Source organism: Streptomyces sp. DSM 120436 (assembly GCF_055778765.1).
In genome coordinates this window covers 4,080,899-4,095,990 of sequence record NZ_JBSKBS010000001.1, presented here as the reverse complement: position 1 = coordinate 4,095,990, position 15,092 = coordinate 4,080,899, and the positions used below count along the sequence as shown (strand labels likewise).

Annotated in this window: 13 protein-coding genes; 5 read left to right on the top strand and 8 right to left on the bottom strand. The window is 73.1% G+C overall.

The genetic code is table 11. The features are described from left to right. Positions 1-550 precede the first annotated feature (550 nt). The 3 genes from mmpA to ACWH4W_RS18145 all read right to left on the bottom strand — a co-directional run bounded on the left by mmpA (position 551) and on the right by ACWH4W_RS18145 (position 1,850). Positions 551-697, bottom strand: a complete 147-nt coding sequence (gene mmpA, locus ACWH4W_RS18155; protein ID WP_473076768.1) for a morphogenic membrane protein MmpA — start codon at positions 695-697, stop codon at positions 551-553. A 48-nt stretch (positions 698-745) separates the two neighbouring features. Beyond that, positions 746-1,450, bottom strand: coding sequence for an endonuclease V (locus ACWH4W_RS18150; protein ID WP_473076767.1), 705 nt, complete (start codon positions 1,448-1,450; stop codon positions 746-748). Positions 1,451-1,526: 76 nt separating this feature from the next. Then, a complete protein-coding gene (locus tag ACWH4W_RS18145; protein ID WP_473076766.1) occupies positions 1,527-1,850 on the bottom strand; it encodes a plasmid stabilization protein in 324 nt (107 codons plus the stop codon). A 434-nt stretch (positions 1,851-2,284) separates the two neighbouring features. Between ACWH4W_RS18145 and ssgD the strand changes: the two genes are divergently transcribed. Continuing rightward, complete coding sequence (gene ssgD / locus ACWH4W_RS18140; RefSeq protein ID WP_473076765.1) at positions 2,285-2,698, top strand: spore wall synthesis regulator SsgD; 414 nt, start codon at positions 2,285-2,287, stop codon at positions 2,696-2,698. A gap of 103 nt (positions 2,699-2,801) precedes the next feature. On the opposite strand, the gene ACWH4W_RS18135 is transcribed toward ssgD, so the two are convergent. Beyond that, a complete protein-coding gene (locus ACWH4W_RS18135; protein WP_473076764.1) occupies positions 2,802-3,416 on the bottom strand; it encodes a GOLPH3/VPS74 family protein in 615 nt (204 codons plus the stop codon). A gap of 322 nt (positions 3,417-3,738) precedes the next feature. Between ACWH4W_RS18135 and ACWH4W_RS18130 the strand changes: the two genes are divergently transcribed. The 3 genes from ACWH4W_RS18130 (at position 3,739) to ACWH4W_RS18120 (ending at position 8,937) form a co-directional block, all read left to right on the top strand. Continuing rightward, positions 3,739-5,361: an ABC-F family ATP-binding cassette domain-containing protein gene (locus ACWH4W_RS18130; RefSeq protein ID WP_473076763.1), complete on the top strand. Its 1,623-nt coding sequence runs from the start codon at positions 3,739-3,741 to the stop codon at positions 5,359-5,361. A 10-nt stretch (positions 5,362-5,371) separates the two neighbouring features. After that, the gene (locus tag ACWH4W_RS18125) at positions 5,372-7,636 is read left to right on the top strand and encodes an ATP-binding cassette domain-containing protein (RefSeq protein ID WP_473076762.1); all 2,265 of its coding nucleotides are present in this window, start codon (positions 5,372-5,374) and stop codon (positions 7,634-7,636) included. 326 nt (positions 7,637-7,962) lie between these two features. After that, complete coding sequence (locus tag ACWH4W_RS18120) at positions 7,963-8,937, top strand: acyl-ACP desaturase (RefSeq protein WP_473076761.1); 975 nt, start codon at positions 7,963-7,965, stop codon at positions 8,935-8,937. Positions 8,938-8,963: 26 nt separating this feature from the next. Here the strand turns inward: ACWH4W_RS18120 and ACWH4W_RS18115 are convergent, their stop codons facing one another. The 4 genes from ACWH4W_RS18115 to ACWH4W_RS18100 all read right to left on the bottom strand — a co-directional run bounded on the left by ACWH4W_RS18115 (position 8,964) and on the right by ACWH4W_RS18100 (position 12,382). Further along, on the bottom strand, positions 8,964-9,212 hold the full coding sequence (locus ACWH4W_RS18115; RefSeq protein WP_473076760.1) for a WhiB family transcriptional regulator: 249 nt from the start codon (positions 9,210-9,212) through the stop codon (positions 8,964-8,966). Between the two features lie 148 nt (positions 9,213-9,360). Next, on the bottom strand, positions 9,361-10,155 hold the full coding sequence (locus tag ACWH4W_RS18110; protein ID WP_473076759.1) for a VOC family protein: 795 nt from the start codon (positions 10,153-10,155) through the stop codon (positions 9,361-9,363). Positions 10,156-10,263: 108 nt separating this feature from the next. Then, positions 10,264-11,304 carry a LacI family DNA-binding transcriptional regulator gene (locus tag ACWH4W_RS18105; protein WP_473076758.1) on the bottom strand — a complete coding sequence of 347 codons (1,041 nt, stop codon included), beginning with the start codon at positions 11,302-11,304 and terminating at the stop codon, positions 10,264-10,266. 88 nt (positions 11,305-11,392) lie between these two features. Beyond that, a complete protein-coding gene (locus ACWH4W_RS18100) occupies positions 11,393-12,382 on the bottom strand; it encodes a multicopper oxidase domain-containing protein (protein ID WP_473076757.1) in 990 nt (329 codons plus the stop codon). 282 nt (positions 12,383-12,664) lie between these two features. Here ACWH4W_RS18100 and ACWH4W_RS18095 point away from each other — a divergent pair, with 282 nt between their 5' ends. Next, entirely contained in the window at positions 12,665-15,091 is a 2,427-nt protein-coding gene (locus ACWH4W_RS18095) for a ThuA domain-containing protein (RefSeq protein ID WP_473076756.1), read from the top strand. Position 15,092: the final 1 nt, after the last annotated feature.

Below are 15,092 nucleotides of genomic sequence, written 5' to 3'. Positions count from 1 at the left end.
GCGGGCCGGCCAGAGGCCGCGGGCGGATCACGCAGGCGTGCGGCGCTCCCGCCGAGGGCGGCGGGCGGTGGCCGGCGTCCGTCGGCAGTGCGTTCGACGGCCGGGCGGGCGCCCTTTCGCTCCGGCGGACCGTCAGGACCGCCGGCCACCGGCGGGGCCGTCGACCGCTGGGGAGCGGCACGTCGGGGCGGTCTACGGGTCGCCGCGCCTGGGCGAGCACCGCACGCGCCCGGGTCAGAGCGGCAGTGCGTTCGACGGCCGGGCGGGCGCCCTTTCGCTCCGGCGGGCCGCCAGGACCGCCGGCCACCGGCGGGGCCGTCGACCGCTGGGGAGCGGCACGTCGGGGCGGTCTACGGGTCGCCGCGCCTGGGCGAGCACCGCACGCGCCCGGGTCAGAGCGGCAGTGCGTTCGACGGCCGGGCGGGCGCCCTTTCGCTCCGGCGGACCGTCAGGACCGCCGGCCACCGGCGGGGCCGTCGACCGCTGGGGAGCGGCACGTCGGGGCGGTCTACGGGTCGCCGCGCCTGGGCGAGCACCGCACGCGCCCGGGTCAGAGCGGCCAAGTGATCAGGGTGTAGATCATTCCCGCCACCCAGCCCAGGCCCGCCAGGACCGCCAGGCCGAGGCCCAGCGTGACGGCTCGGCCGGTGGGGCGTACGGGGGTGCGGCGGGGGCGGGTGGTGCGGTGCGTCGACATGTCGAACACCCTGCCGTCGGGCGGCCGTTCGGGCATCCGTACGCGTACTCAGTCCGCCGTGAGTGCCGGCGCGGCCTCGCGGAGGGCGCGCCGGCACAGGGCGTCCGCTCTGCGGGTGGTCTCGGGCAGGCGGTAGGCGGGGGCCAGGGCGAGCGTGTGGGCGCAGGCGTTGTCCAGGCTCACCCGGTGGCCCACCGACACGAACACCGGTTTCACGGCGTCCCGGGTGCGCAGCGCGCGGCCGACCTCCTCGTGGCCGGCGAGGAGGGGGGAGGTGCTGCCGCGCGGGGCGGCGGGTTCGTCGTAGGTGAAGGTGAAGGGGTTCTTGGCCACGCCGATCGTGGGGAGGCCGGTGAGGACGCCGAGGTGGCTGGCGAGGCCGAAGCGGCGGGGGTGGGCGATGCCGTAGCCGTCGCAGACCACCAGGCCGGGCTCGCAGGGCAGGGCCTGGAGGGCGGCCAGCACGGTGGGGATCTCGCGGAACGCCAGCAGTCCGGGAACGTACGGGAAGGAGATCCGGCCGACGGCCGTGGACTCGGCGACGACCTCCAGCGTCCCCGCGTCGAGGACGACGGCCGCGGCGGCGACCACGTCCCGCTCGTCGTCGTAGGCCACGTCGACGCCGGTGACGTGGCCGGTGCCGGGCGGCGGCCCCGGTTCGCCGAGCACCACCTTCGCGCGGAGCGCGTCCTGCACCGCGCGGGCCTCTTCCTCGGTGGCGGGCCGGCCGGCCGGTGTGCGTACGGTCGTCATGGTGCCCCGAGCCTACGGGGCGGGGCGCTCCGCGCGGAGGGGGCCTCCCGGCCCGCGGCTCCGCGCGGAGGCGCGCTCACTTGCCGAGCGCCCGCTGGAGCTGCCCCTTGTTCATGCTCGAACGGCCCTCGATGTTCCGCTTCTTGGCCTCTTCGTAGAGCTGGTCGCGGGTCGGCCCCTGGGAGCCCTTGCCGGACCGCTGGCCGCCGCGCTTGCCGGAGGACATGTCCTGCGTCGACGTCTTGCTGGCGGTCTTCGACTCGCCGGACCGGGCCCGTTCCTTGTTCACCGTCCGGGCGGCGATCTCCTTGGCGCGCCCGGTGCTCTCGCCCCGGTCCTCCGCGCTCTCCTTGATGTGCTCGTACTGACGCTCCCGCTTGGGGCTGGAACCGCGTGGCATGCCCGCTCCCTTTCTCTCGCGTTCTCCCGCGTTCTCCCGCGCTCGGCGAGCGCTCGGCCGCGTACGGCGGTCGGGTACCCCGGCCGGCGGGATGTAGGGCCGACGTCCACGTCGCCGCTCCGGTCGGGCGACCCGCCCCTCCTCCCCCGCGCGGCAGTTCCCGTCGGACGTGCGGTCGGTGTGTCGTACGAGCCGGTGCCGGCGGTCCGCCGGGTCCGCCCGCCGCGGGGCCGCCCCGCCCGGACACCGTCCGGGGGCGCCCAAGTGGCCCGCGGCGGACGGGAGGAGAGACGTGTCACTCGGGTGCATGAAGGCGGTGACAGAGGTCACTCGCTCTCCATGCGCACGGAATGGCCGCTTCCAGCGTCTCTTCCGGTAGCCGACCGACACGATCCGCCCGGAAGCCCGCCCAGCCGTCACGAGGGAGCAAGGCGTTGTCCACCGTCATCGAGCAGCCCGTAGAGGCCCGCCTGGTCGCCGCCGCGCCGCGGATGGCCGACATCCCCGCCACGCTGCACTACGACGGCGACGATCCGTTCGCCGTCCGCATGACCTTCCCCGCGCCCGCCACCCTCGAAGGCGTCGACGTGTGCTGGACGTTCGCCCGCGACCTGCTCGCCGCGGGCATGGAGGCCCCCGAGGGCCACGGCGACGTACGGGTGCGTCCGTACGGCTACGACCGCACGGTGCTGGAGTTCCACGCCCCGGAGGGCACGGCCGTGGTCCACGTCCGCTCCGGCGAGCTGCGCCGCTTCCTGGCCGCGACGAGCGAGATCGTCCCGACCGGCTTCGAACACCTCCACCTCGACCTCGACCACGACCTCGCGGAACTGATGCGGGACGCCTGAGGACGTCCGCGGGGCGGCGCGCCCCGCGCAGCGCGGGTCACGAACGAACGGCCGGGCACCCCGGGTGACGCGGGGTGCCCGGCCGTTCGTCGTCAGCCGCGCCTCAGCGCCCCTCGGGCAGCGCCGGCGCAGGGGCCGCGTCCCGCAGGGCCGTCTCGAGTTCGCGGAGGACGGCGGAGAATCCGGGGCTCGCCGACAGGACGGGGGGCGTGCCCGAGGCGGTGACCGGAAGGCCGGCGGCCGTGGCGAGGATGAGGACCGTCGCGGTCGTCTCGGAGACGTCCCCGGGAGCGGCGGAGCCGGACAGGACGCTGCGTGCTTCGGCGCGCAGGGCGTCCGCACGGGCGGTGTCGGCCAGGACGTGGTCCACGGACGGGAACACGCCGAGCACCCGGTGCTTCTCGGCCCGCAGCACGCCCTCGGCCACCAGGTGCTCGCGGACCGCGTCCAGGGTGTGCCGGGCGTGCAGCGTCACCCAGGTGCGCCAGCCGTGCGGGAAGGACTCGCTGACCAGCTCCAGCAGCCCGTCCAGGGCCGGGTCGCCGGTGCGGGAGTCGAGGTCGCGCGGGGTGACGATGCCGTCGTCGTCGACCAGCAGGCCGCGCCGTGCGAGGTCGGCCAGGGCGCCGGCCCGCACCACGGGGGCGGCCCGGGTGGGGTCGGTGTCCCAGGCCAGCAGGCACAGGCGGGCCGGCAGGGAGAGCGGGCCGTCGGGCACGGGGCCTCCTCGGTGCGGGGACACGGGGTCCGAAGGTGTCCGTAAATCGCGTTGACGGCCGGTGCGGCCGCGCGTAGCGTCGTCGTCGGTTCTGTTGCCGTCGATGGGAGAAGGACGTTGCTCGTCTGAGGTTCTGAGACACCGCCTCACACCGGTCAGGTGTGTGCGCCGCGTCCGACCTCGGCGTTCGAGCCGTCCTTGCGGTCCCTCCGCAACAGGGCTTTTCTCATGCCCCGGATTCCTCCCCGGCTGCCGGTCGTCCTCCCGCGGTGTCTCGATACGCGTGTGCCCCTGATCCCCCTCAGCAACCGCGGAGGCCCGCATGTCAGCTTCACTCACCTGTCACTCCCTCTCCTTCACCTGGCCCGACGGCACGGTCGTCTTCGAGGACCTCGACGCGGCCTTCGGCCCCGGCCGCACCGGTCTCGTCGGCCTCAACGGCTCGGGCAAGTCGACCCTGCTCAAGCTGATCGCCGGGGAGCTCACCCCCACGGACGGCTCCGTCCGGGTGTCCGGCGAGGTGGGCCGGCTGCCGCAGACCGTCACGCTGGACACCGCGCTGCGGGTCGACGAGGCGCTCGGCATCGCCGGGAAGCGGGCCGCGCTGCACGCCATCGAGGCGGGCGACGTGGCCGAGGAGCACTTCGAGACGGTCGGCGACGACTGGGACGTCGAGGAGCGCGCCCGGGCCACGCTCGGCGAGTTGGGCCTCGGGCACATCGGCCTGGACCGCACCGTCGGCGAGGTGTCGGGCGGCGAGTCGGTGATGCTGCGGCTGGCCGCGCTGCTGCTGCGCCGTCCGGACGTGCTGCTGCTCGACGAACCCACCAACAACCTCGACCTGTACGCCCGCAGACGGCTGTACGCGGCCGTCGAGAGCTGGCAGGGCGTCCTGATCGTGGTGAGCCACGACCGGGAACTGCTCGACCTGGTCGACCAGATCGCGGATCTGCGCGCGGGCGGGATCACCTGGTACGGCGGCAACCTCACCGCGTACGAGGAGGCTCTGGCCGTGGAGCAGGAGGCGGCGGAGCGCATGGTGCGCGTCGCCGAGGCCGACCTGCGCAAGCAGAAGCGCGAGCTGGCCGACGCGCAGGTCAAGCTGGCCCGCCGCAAGCGCTACGGCCAGAAGATGTGGGACACCAAGCGCGAGCCCAAGGTCGTCATGGGCGAGCGCAAACGCCAGGCGCAGGTCTCCGCCGGCAAGCACCGCGTCATGCACGAGGAGAAGCTCGCCGAGGCCAAGGAGCGGCTCGACGACGCGGTGGAGGCGGTGCGGGACGACGACGAGATCCGCGTCGACCTGCCGTTCACCGCCGTGCCGCCGGGGCGCCAGGTCCTCACCCTGGTGGATCTGGAGCCGGCGTACGGCGCCCGGGTGAAGGGTCTCGACCTGCGGGGCCCGGAGCGGGTGGCGCTGATCGGGCGCAACGGCGCCGGGAAGACGACGCTGCTGCGCACGGTCGCCGGGGAGCTGGCCCCGGTGTCGGGCGAGGCGACGGCGCACGTCCCGCTGCGGTTCCTGCCGCAGCGGCTCGACGTCCTGGACCCGGAGCTGACGGTGGCGGAGAACGTGGCGCGGTTCGCGCCGGGCGCCACCAACAACCGGATCCGGGCGCGGCTGGCCCGCTTCCTGTTCCGGGGCGCCCGCGCCGACCAGCGGGCGGACACGCTGTCCGGCGGGGAGCGCTTCCGGGCGGCCCTGGCCGCGCTGATGCTGGCGGAGCCCGCGCCGCAGCTGCTGATGCTGGACGAACCGACCAACAACCTGGACATGGCAAGCGTCCGGCAGCTCACCACGGCGCTGGAGTCGTTCGAGGGGGCGCTGGTCGTGGCCAGTCACGACCTGCCGTTCCTGCGGTCGATCGGCATCACGCGCTGGCTGCTGGTGGAAGGGGGAGAACTGAAGGAAATCACGCCGGAAGCTGTCGGGTTTTCCTCCTAGCGTCGGCGGCATGACCCAGCAGGACGCGTATCTCCTCATCACCGGGGCCACCGAGAACAACCTGAAGGACGTCTCGCTCCGCATCCCGAAGGGCCGGCTGACCGTGTTCACCGGCGTTTCGGGATCGGGCAAGTCGTCGGTCGTCTTCGACACGATCGCGGTCGAGTCGCAGCGGCAGCTGAACGAGACGTACACCTGGTTCGTCCGCAACCGGCTGCCCAAGTACGAGCGGCCGCACGCGCGGGCGCTGGAGCACCTGACGCCGGTGATCGTCGTCGACCAGCGGCCGGTCGGCGGCCACTCCCGGTCGACGGTGGGCACGATGACGGACGTGCACTCGGTGCTGCGGGTGCTGTTCTCCCGGCACGGCGCCCCGAGCGCGGGACCGGCGACCGCGTACTCGTTCAACGACCCGTCGGGCATGTGTCCCGGCTGCGACGGACTGGGCCGGACCGTACGGCCGGACTGGGACCGCATCGTCGACCCGGACCGCTCCCTCGCCGCAGGGGCGGTCCGGTTCCCGCCGTTCGCCCCGGGCACCTGGCAGGGGCAGGCGTACACCAACAGCGACGAGCTGGACCCGGACAAGCCGGTGCGCGACTTCACCGCCGCCGAGCGGGAGTTCCTGATGCGGGGGCGGCCCGGCAGCAAGGTCACCGTGCACGGCACGGGCGGCACCTGGACCACCGAGTACGAGGGACTGGCCGACCGCTTCGAACGGCTTTATCTGAAGCGGGACCTGGAGGGGATGAGCCAGAAGACCCGTGACCTGGTGCGGGAGTTCCTCACCGAGGGCGTCTGCCCCGACTGCGGCGGGGCCCGGCTGAACGAGGCGGCGCTGGCCTCCCGGATCGACGGCCGGAACATCGCCGACCTCTCGGCGATGCAGGTGTGCGACCTGATCCCGGTGCTGTGGGCGATCGACGACCCGGTGGCCGGGCCGGTCGCCGAAGCCGCCGTCGCCGCGCTGGAGCGGATCGACCGGATCGGCCTCGGCTATCTCAGCCTCGACCGGGCGACGTCCACGCTCTCCGGCGGCGAGGGCCAGCGGCTGAAGACCGTACGGCACCTGGGCTCCAGCCTGACCGGGATGACGTACGTCTTCGACGAGCCGAGCGTCGGGCTGCACCCGAGGGACGTGCACCGGCTCGGTGAACTGCTGCTGCGTCTGCGGGACAAGGGCAACACCGTGCTGGTCGTCGAACACGACCCGGACGTCATCGCGCTGGCCGACCACGTCGTCGACATGGGGCCGGGCGGGGGCGCCGAGGGCGGCAGGGTGGTGTTCGAGGGGACGCCGCGGGAGCTGGCCGCCTCGGGCACGCTGACGGGGCGGTGCCTCGGGCGGCGTACCGCGGTGAAGACGGAAGTGCGGCAGCCCACGGGTGAGTTGTGGGTGAAGGGGGCGGGCCGGCACAACCTGCGGGACGTCACCGTGTGCTTCCCGGCCGGGGTGCTGACCGCGGTGACCGGGGTGGCGGGGTCGGGGAAGAGCAGTCTGGTCGCCGAGCTCACCGACGCCCATCCCGAGGCCGTGGTGGTCGACCAGTCGTCCGTCGGCATCTCCGGGCGGTCCACCCCGGCGACGTACCTGGGGATCATGGACATCGTGCGGAAGGTCTTCGCGCGGGAGACGGGCGCGGAACCTGGGCTGTTCAGCTTCAACTCCACCGGTGCGTGCGCCGCGTGCGGCGGCCGCGGCATCCTCCACACCGACCTGGCGTTCATGGACCCGGTGACCACCACCTGCCCGGACTGCGAGGGGCGGCGGTTCGGCGAGGAGGTGCTGCGGCTGACCGTCGACGGCCGTTCGGTCGCCGACGTGCTGGAGATGACCGCCGACGAGGCCCTGGACTTCTTCCCCGACACGGGCGTACGGCGGCGGCTGCGCGCCCTGCGGGACGTCGGGCTCGCCTACCTCACGCTGGGCCAGCCGCTGTCCACCCTGTCCGGCGGGGAGCGGCAGCGGCTGAAGCTGGCCACCCGGCTGCACCGGGACGGCGCGGTGTACGTGCTCGACGAGCCGACGACCGGGCTGCACATGGCGGACGTGGACGGGCTGCTCGGCCTGCTGGACCGGCTGGTGGACGCGGGCGACACGGTGGTCGTGGTCGAGCACAACCTCCAGGTGGTGGCGCACGCGGACCGGGTGATCGACCTGGGTCCGGGCGGCGGGAAGGACGGCGGCCGGGTGGTGTTCGAGGGCACGCCGGCCGAACTGCTGCGGGCGCCGGGGTCGTTCACCGGGGAGCATCTGCGGCGGGCCACGGGCTGAGCCGGGGTGCCCGGGGCACGGCCCCGGGCGCCCGTGGCGGTCCCGTGCGCGCCGAAGCCGGGGGAATGTCCCGCGGACCCCGGGTAACCCGGGATCCGCGGGCCCTGCCTGTCGGTGTGGCCGCGGGACCCGTACGCCCGAAGGGCGGCCCTTGCGAAGGCCCCGCTGGTCACGGGCTTTTACGATGCCCTTAACCTACGGCCACGTAACCTACGGGTACGTAGCCTACGGGTACGTAGCCTACGGGTACGTAGCCTACGATGCCGTAGGTTGTCCGGCACCGCTCGCCGGCACGTCCGTATGTCCCCGTCCCCCCGGAGCCACCCGTGACATTCACTCCTCCCCACCTCGGCAGCCCCTCCGTCTGGACCGACGCCCGGCTGTTGTACGCGCTGGAGGAAGTGGTCGAGAAGGAACTCGACCGGCACCTGAAGGTCGCGAAGGACTGGATGCCGCACGAGTACGTGCCGTGGAGCGACGGCCGCAACTTCCCCGGCTTCTTCGAGGACGGCGAGGCCTGGGAGAAGGGCCAGTCGAAGGTCACCGAGGTCGGCCGGATCGCCCTCGTGGTCAACCTGCTGACGGAGGACAACCTCCCCAGCTACCACCACGAGATCGCCACGCTGTTCGGCCGGGACGGCGCCTGGGGCACCTGGGTGCACCGCTGGACCGCGGAGGAGGGCCGGCACGGCATCGTGATGCGCGACTACCTGCTCGCCTCGCGCGCCGTGGACCCGGACAAGCTCGAGCAGTTCCGCATGGCGCACATGAGCGAGGGCTTCGAGTCGGACAACCGGCACTCCATGCTGCACTCGGTCGCCTACGTCGCCTTCCAGGAGCTGGCCACCCGCATCTCCCACCGCAACACCGGGCACCAGTCCGGCGACCCGGTCTGCGACCGGATGCTGGCGCGGATCGCGACCGACGAGAACCTGCACATGGTGTTCTACCGGAACCTGCTGAAGGCGGCGTTCGAGATCGCCCCGGACCTGACGATGCAGGCGGTCCGCGACGTGGTGGTGAACTTCCGCATGCCCGGCCACAGCATCCCCGGCTTCGAGCGGGCGGCCGCGCAGATGGCCATCGGCGAGGTGTACAACCTGCGCATCCACCACGACGACGTGCTGCAGCCGGTGCTGCGCTTCCTGAAGATCATGGAGATCGACGGGCTGGGCCCGGAGGGCCTCAAGGCGCAGGAGGAGCTCGGTGTGTTCCTCGGCGGGCTGGACGCCGAGGCACGCAAGTTCGACGAGAAGCTCGCCGCCCGCAAGGCGCGGATGGCCGCCCGCGCCGCCGGCTGAGCCGGCAGGGGCGGTCCGGGGCGCCCCTACCGGTGTCCGGCGCGCCGCAGTTCGTGGCGTTCCTTCTCGGACAGGCCGCCCCACACGCCGAAGCGCATGTCGTGGGCGAGGGCGTACTCCAGGCAGGTGGCACGGATCAGGCACAGGCCGCAGATGCGCTTGGCCTCACGGACCGAGCTGCCGGGCTCGGGGAAGAAGAAGTCTCCCCCGGTCTGCGCGCACAGCGCCTCCTCCTGCCAGGTGAGGTCGGGTGGCGTCCATGTGTCGGTGTGCATGGCCGGAAGCGTGCCCGAGCGGGAAAAACGTTCGATCAACACGGCATCAACGCCGGGCCCGGGGTGGCGTCCCCGGCCCGGCGAAGCCGCGCGGCGGGCACGATGATGACGCCCGGCGGCCCGGCCGCGCACGGCGGCGCGCCGGACGTCAGACCGGGCGCGGGTCGCCCCTGAGCACCGCGAAGCACGCGCCGTACGGGTCCTCCAGGCGGGCCAGCCGGCCCACCCCGGGGACCGAGGTGGCGGGCATCCGCACCCGGCCGCCCCGCTCGGAGGCGCGCGCGACCACGGTGTCCGGGTCCTCGGCGCCGATGTACGGCAGCCAGTGCGGACGACCCTCGTCCCGCTCCGCGGGGTCGTCGGCGAGCGGCACCATCCCGCCGAACGCGCCCTCCTCACCGGCCGCCCGCGGGCCGACGGAGGTGTAGACGCCGCCGGGGAAGGTCACCGCGGCGGTCCCCCAGCCGAGGACCGCGTGGTAGAAGGCGGCGGCACGGGCGATGTCCGGCGTGTACAGCTCGACCCAGCACAGGCTGTCCGCCTCGCCGGCCGACTCCAGGCCCTCGCGCCGCCCGGGCTGCCAGACCCCGAAGGGGGCGCCCGTCGGGTCGGCGACGACCGCCGACCGGCCCTGCTCCCCCACGGCGACCGGCGGCTCCGGCACGCTCCCCCCGGCGTCGCGGACCGCGTCGGCGGTGGCGTCGGCGTCGGGACTGCGGAAGTACACCGTCCAGGCGGCCGGTCCCCGGTCGCGGGCGACCGGCGCGCAGCCCGCGACGATCCGGCCGGCCCGCTCGAAGAAGCCGTAGCCTCCGCCCTCGGGTCCCGCGGAGCGGTACGACCAGCCGAACAGGGCGCGGTAGAAGGACGCGGCGCCCTCCGGGTCGGGCGTGCCGACCTCGATCCAGCAGGGCGCGCCGTCGACGAAGCGGGTGGTGAGCATGGTGCCTCCTCCGGGGAGTCCCGTCGCCTGCCCCGCCGAGTCTTCCACCCCTCACCGTCCCCCGCCCGGACGGCACCCGGACGGACCACGGCCGGCCGGGGCAGGGGGTCAGGCGGACGCCCTGCGGACCAGCGTGACCGGCAGCACCACCCCGGAGGGCGCGGCGCCCGCGGTCTCGTCCGGCGCGACGCCGCGGTCCAGGTCGCGCAGCAGCAGGCGGGTCATCAGGCGGCCCATCTCCTCGATGTCCTGACGGACCGTGGTGAGCGGGGGTTCGGTCTGCTCGGCGATCGGCAGCATGTCGTCGAAGCCGACCACCGCGACGTCCTCGGGCACGCGCCGGCCGTGCTCGCGCAGCGCCCGCAGGGCGCCGGCCGCCATCAGGTCGTTCCCGGCGAACACCGCGTCCAGGTCGGGCCGGCGGCCGAGCAGGGCGCGCATCGCCCGCTCGCCGCCGACGGCGGTGAAGCCGCCCTCCTCGACGAGCGCCGGGTCGGGGTCGGCCATGACGTCCCGGAAGCCGTCGAGCCGGTCCACCGCCGAGGTCTGGTCGAGGGCGCCGGTGATGTGCGCGATCCGTCGGCGGCCGAGGCCGAGCAGGTGCCGTACGGCCTCGCGGGCGCCGCCGCGGTTGTCGGTGTCGACGTACCGGACGCCGTCCTCGCCGCCGTTCCAGTGCGGCCGGCCGCCGAACACGGTCGGCAGTCCGGCCCGCTGGATCAGTCCGGGCAGCGGGTCGTCGATGTGCAGGGAGAACACCAGGGCGCCGTCGACATGGCCGCCGGCCAGGTAGCGCGCGACGCGCGCGTGGTCGTCGCGGTCCTCGGTGAGCAGCAGCACCAGCTGGTTGTCGTGGGCGGTCAGTTCCTTGCTGATGCCGCGCAGCTGGCGGGCGAAGAAGGGGTCGGCGAAGACCCGGGTCTCCGGCTCGGCCACGATGACGGCGACGGCGTCGTGGCGCCGGGTGACCAGGCTGCGGGCGGCCTGGTTGGGGACGTAGCCGAGTTCGTCCACCGCGCGCCGGACGCGTTCGGCCAGTGGTTCGCGCACTCCGTCGGAGCCGTTGACCACACGGGACACCGTGGCCCGGGAGACCCCGGCCCGCGCGGCCACGGCCTCCAGCGTGGGACGTGACGCCGTATCGCTCACTTCGGGGCTCCTCACCTGGCGGTCGGCCGAAAGGATAGCCCCGACCGGCCCGGCGGCGAGAGCGCTCTCACCACGTGCGGGCCGCCCGTCAGTGCGCGTGCCGCGGCTCCTCCCCGGCGCCCGCGGTGTGGGCGTGCTCGTGCGGGTCGTAGCCGGGGACGGTGCCGTCCGGTTTCCTGACCAGGAACAGGCCGACCATGCCCATGTCCGAGTGGCTCTGGACGTGGCAGTGGTACATCCAGGCGCCCGCGCCCACCCCCTCCCCCGCGATCACCTGGAAGCCGAAGGAGTCGGCGGGGCCGCAGATCTTGGTGTCGACGACCCGGGTGGGGTCGTCGGGGCCGGTGAGGATGCCGGTGCGGTTGTCGGCCCAGCGGTGACCGTGCATGTGGAAGGTGTGGTAGTACTCGCCGTGCGTGATCATGACGATCTCGACCCGGTCGCCCACGGTGGCCGCGAAGTCCGGGCCCGTGTGTGCCGGCCTGTTGTTGATCGTCATGTCGTTGAAGACGATGGTGTGGGTGGCGTCCGGCAGGATGTCGCCCTTGCGGCGCACGATCACCGGGCCGTAGAGGCCGGCCCGGATGCCGCCGGTGCCGTGCACGGTGCCGACGACGTGGTCGTGGTAGTGCCAGTACCCCGCGCTGCCCGCCCGCCAGGTGCCGTCCGCGCGCCGTCCCGGCTTGTGGGTGCGCCAGGTGTAGGTGCGGGTGCCGCCGGGCTCGACCGCGCTCTTGTTCTGCTGGGTGCCGTCGCTGGAGATCTCGTAGTCGACGCCGTGGACGTGCAGGCTGACCGGGACGTCCATGGTGTTCTCGAACTCGATGTGCAGGGTGTCGCCCTCGTTGAGCTCGATGAGCGGGCCGGGGATCGTCGCCTTGCCCTTCTCGAGGCCGTAGCCCATCTGCCCGCCGGCGAGGCGCTCGGCGTACAGCGTGATCCGGCGCACCTCGCCCCCGGCGGGCGCGGTCCTCGCCGTCGCGGGGGCGCTCGCGGCCCCGGAAGCGGCCGACAACGATGTCGTCGCCACCGCGGCGCCGCTCAGGAGTACCCGCCGGTTGAAACCGCGTCTGTCCATGCCGAACTCCCCATGTGGCTGTCATGAACCTGTGAAACCGTAGCGGTCGCCTCTGGGTTTATCCACACTCAGGACAAAGTTCGTTTCTTTGCTGCGATAGGTATTGGCGTCCGATGCAAAGAGGTCTAGCTTCCTTGACGCTGTTGCTGCGACCGAGGAGGGGTGGGTGGCCACGTGCGGTCCACATCGCGTCAAGAGCCCTCGCACACGCGCGGGTTGAGCACATCGAGCACCTCGAACGCACGAAGGACGAGAACGGGACGACGCGCCTGGGCGGCCACCGTGGCCGCCGGAGTCGTCGCCGCCGGCCTGTTGTCGGGCCCCGCCGCCAGCGCGCGCCCGGCCCCGGATCCGTCCCTGACAACGATGTCCCTCACGTCTCCGCCCGGCGGCGCGAACGTACGGGTGCTGCTGTTCCACGGCTCGGCGGCCGGCGGTGAGGAGTCGCCGCTGGTGAACGCCGGGATCGCGGCGATCGAGCGGATCGGGCAGACCGGTCCGGAGGACCAGCGCTTCACGGTGACCGCCACCGACGACGCCTCGGTCTTCACCAACGACAAGAAGCTGAGCCGCTTCAACACGATCGTGTTCCTCACCGGCGGCGGGGACGTCCTGGACCCGGAGCAGGAGGCGGGTCTGGAGGCGTACATGGAGGCCGGCGGCGGGTTCGTCGGCCTGCACGACGCGGCCCGCGCGGAGCCCTACTCGGACTGGTTCACCGGGCTGATCGGCGCCCGCCCGGCCGCGGGGCAGGCCACGGTGCAACGGGCGACCGTGGAGGTCGGCGACCGGCTGCACCCGGCGACCAGGAGCCTGCCGCTGGAGTGGAAGCGGCCCGACAAGTGGCTGAACTGGGCGAAGAACCCGTCCGGCGACGTCCACACGGTCGCCCGGGTGCGCGAGTCGACCTACAAGCCCGGCGCCGGCGCGGGCGGCTGGGACCACCCGGTCAGCTGGTGCCGCGACTACGACGGCGGCCGCTCCTTCTACACCGGCATGGGCGGCACGGTGTCGTCCTACGACGAGACCGACTTCCGTGAGCACCTGCGCGGCGCCCTGCTGTGGACCACGCGCCTGGTCCGGGCCGACTGCAAGGCGACCATCACCGGAAACTACAAGGCGGAGCGGCTCACCAAGCCCAACCAGCCCGGGCGGAACGACCAGATCGGCGAGCCGCACGGCCTGGTCACCGCGCCCGACGGCCGGGTGTTCTTCATCGGCCGGGGCGGCGCCGACGCCTCGCAGCCGGTCGTCACCGACTGGAACGACCCTGATGTCGGCAAGGGCACGGGCGAGATCCACGTCTACGACCCGAGGACCGAGGAGGTCACCCTCGCGGGCGCGCTCACCGTCTTCGGCAACAAGGGCGGCGGCGACGAGCTGACCAAGGTCGAGGAGGGCCTGCTCGGCATCGAACTCGACCCGCAGTTCACGCGGAACGGGTGGGTGTACCTGCATTGGACCCCGCACTCGGGGATCGACCGGGACAAGCGGATGGCCGAGCGGCGGGTCTCCCGCTTCACGCTCGACCACGCCACCGGCAAGCTGGACCTGAGCAGCGAGAAGGTGCTGCTGGAGTGGCCGGTGCAGATCCACAGCTGCTGCCACGCGGGCGGCGGGATGGCCTGGGACTCCAAGGGCAACCTGTACATCGCCACCGGTGACAACAACTCCAGCGGCTTCAGCGGTGGTTACTCCGGCAACAACCCGGAGCCCCACTACAAGGGCGTGTCCTTCGCCGACGCCCGCCGCACCGCCGGCAACACCAACAACCTCAACGGCAAGATCCTGCGCATCCACCCCGAGCCGGACGGCACGTACACCCTGCCCGAGGGCAACCTGTTCACCGGCGAGGAGACCGACGAGGGCGGCGGCAAGACCCGCGGCGAGATCTACGTGATGGGCGTGCGCAACCCGGCGCGCATCTCCGTCGACCCGAAGACCGACATCCTCTACGCGGGCTGGGTCGGCCCCGACGCCGGCGCCCCGTCGGCGACCTGGGGCCCGGCCAAGTACGACGCCTTCGCCGTCATCACCGAGGCGTCCAACCGCGGCTGGCCGTACTGCATGGGCAACAAGCAGCCCTACCGGGACCGCAACCTGCCCGACCCGTCCAAGCCGCTCGGCTGGTACGACTGTGACCACCCGAAGAACGAGTCGCCGAACAACGACGGTCTGGTGAACCTGCCGCCGGTGACCGGCAACAACATCTGGTACTCGCCGCAGGGCGGCGGCCCCGACTTCCCGCGCGACGAGAACGGCGTCCCGTCCTACAAGCAGGACGAGGCGACGTACCGGCTGCCCTGGCTGAAGGGCGGCGGGCAGGCCGCGATGAACGGCCCGGTCTACCGCTACGACGACGCGAACTCCAGTGACGTCAAGTGGCCCGCGTACTGGGACGGCAAGTGGTTCGTCGGCGACTTCTACGACGCCGACCAGCCGCGCAACGCGGTGCTGATGGACCCGAGGACCCAGGGCGACGGCGGTCTGCCGGTGCACTCGGAGTCCCTGAAGAAGATCGTGCCGGTCGGCGACGACGGCATCAGGAACCTGATGGGCTGGACGTTCGGCCCGGACGGCGCGCTGTACGTGCTGGACTACGGGCGCGGGTTCTTCACCTCCGACGCCAGGTCCGCGCTGTGGCGGGTCACCTACACGGGCGGCGGGCCGACCCCGGCCGCCGGCCAGCTGGCGAGGGGGACGCAGTGAC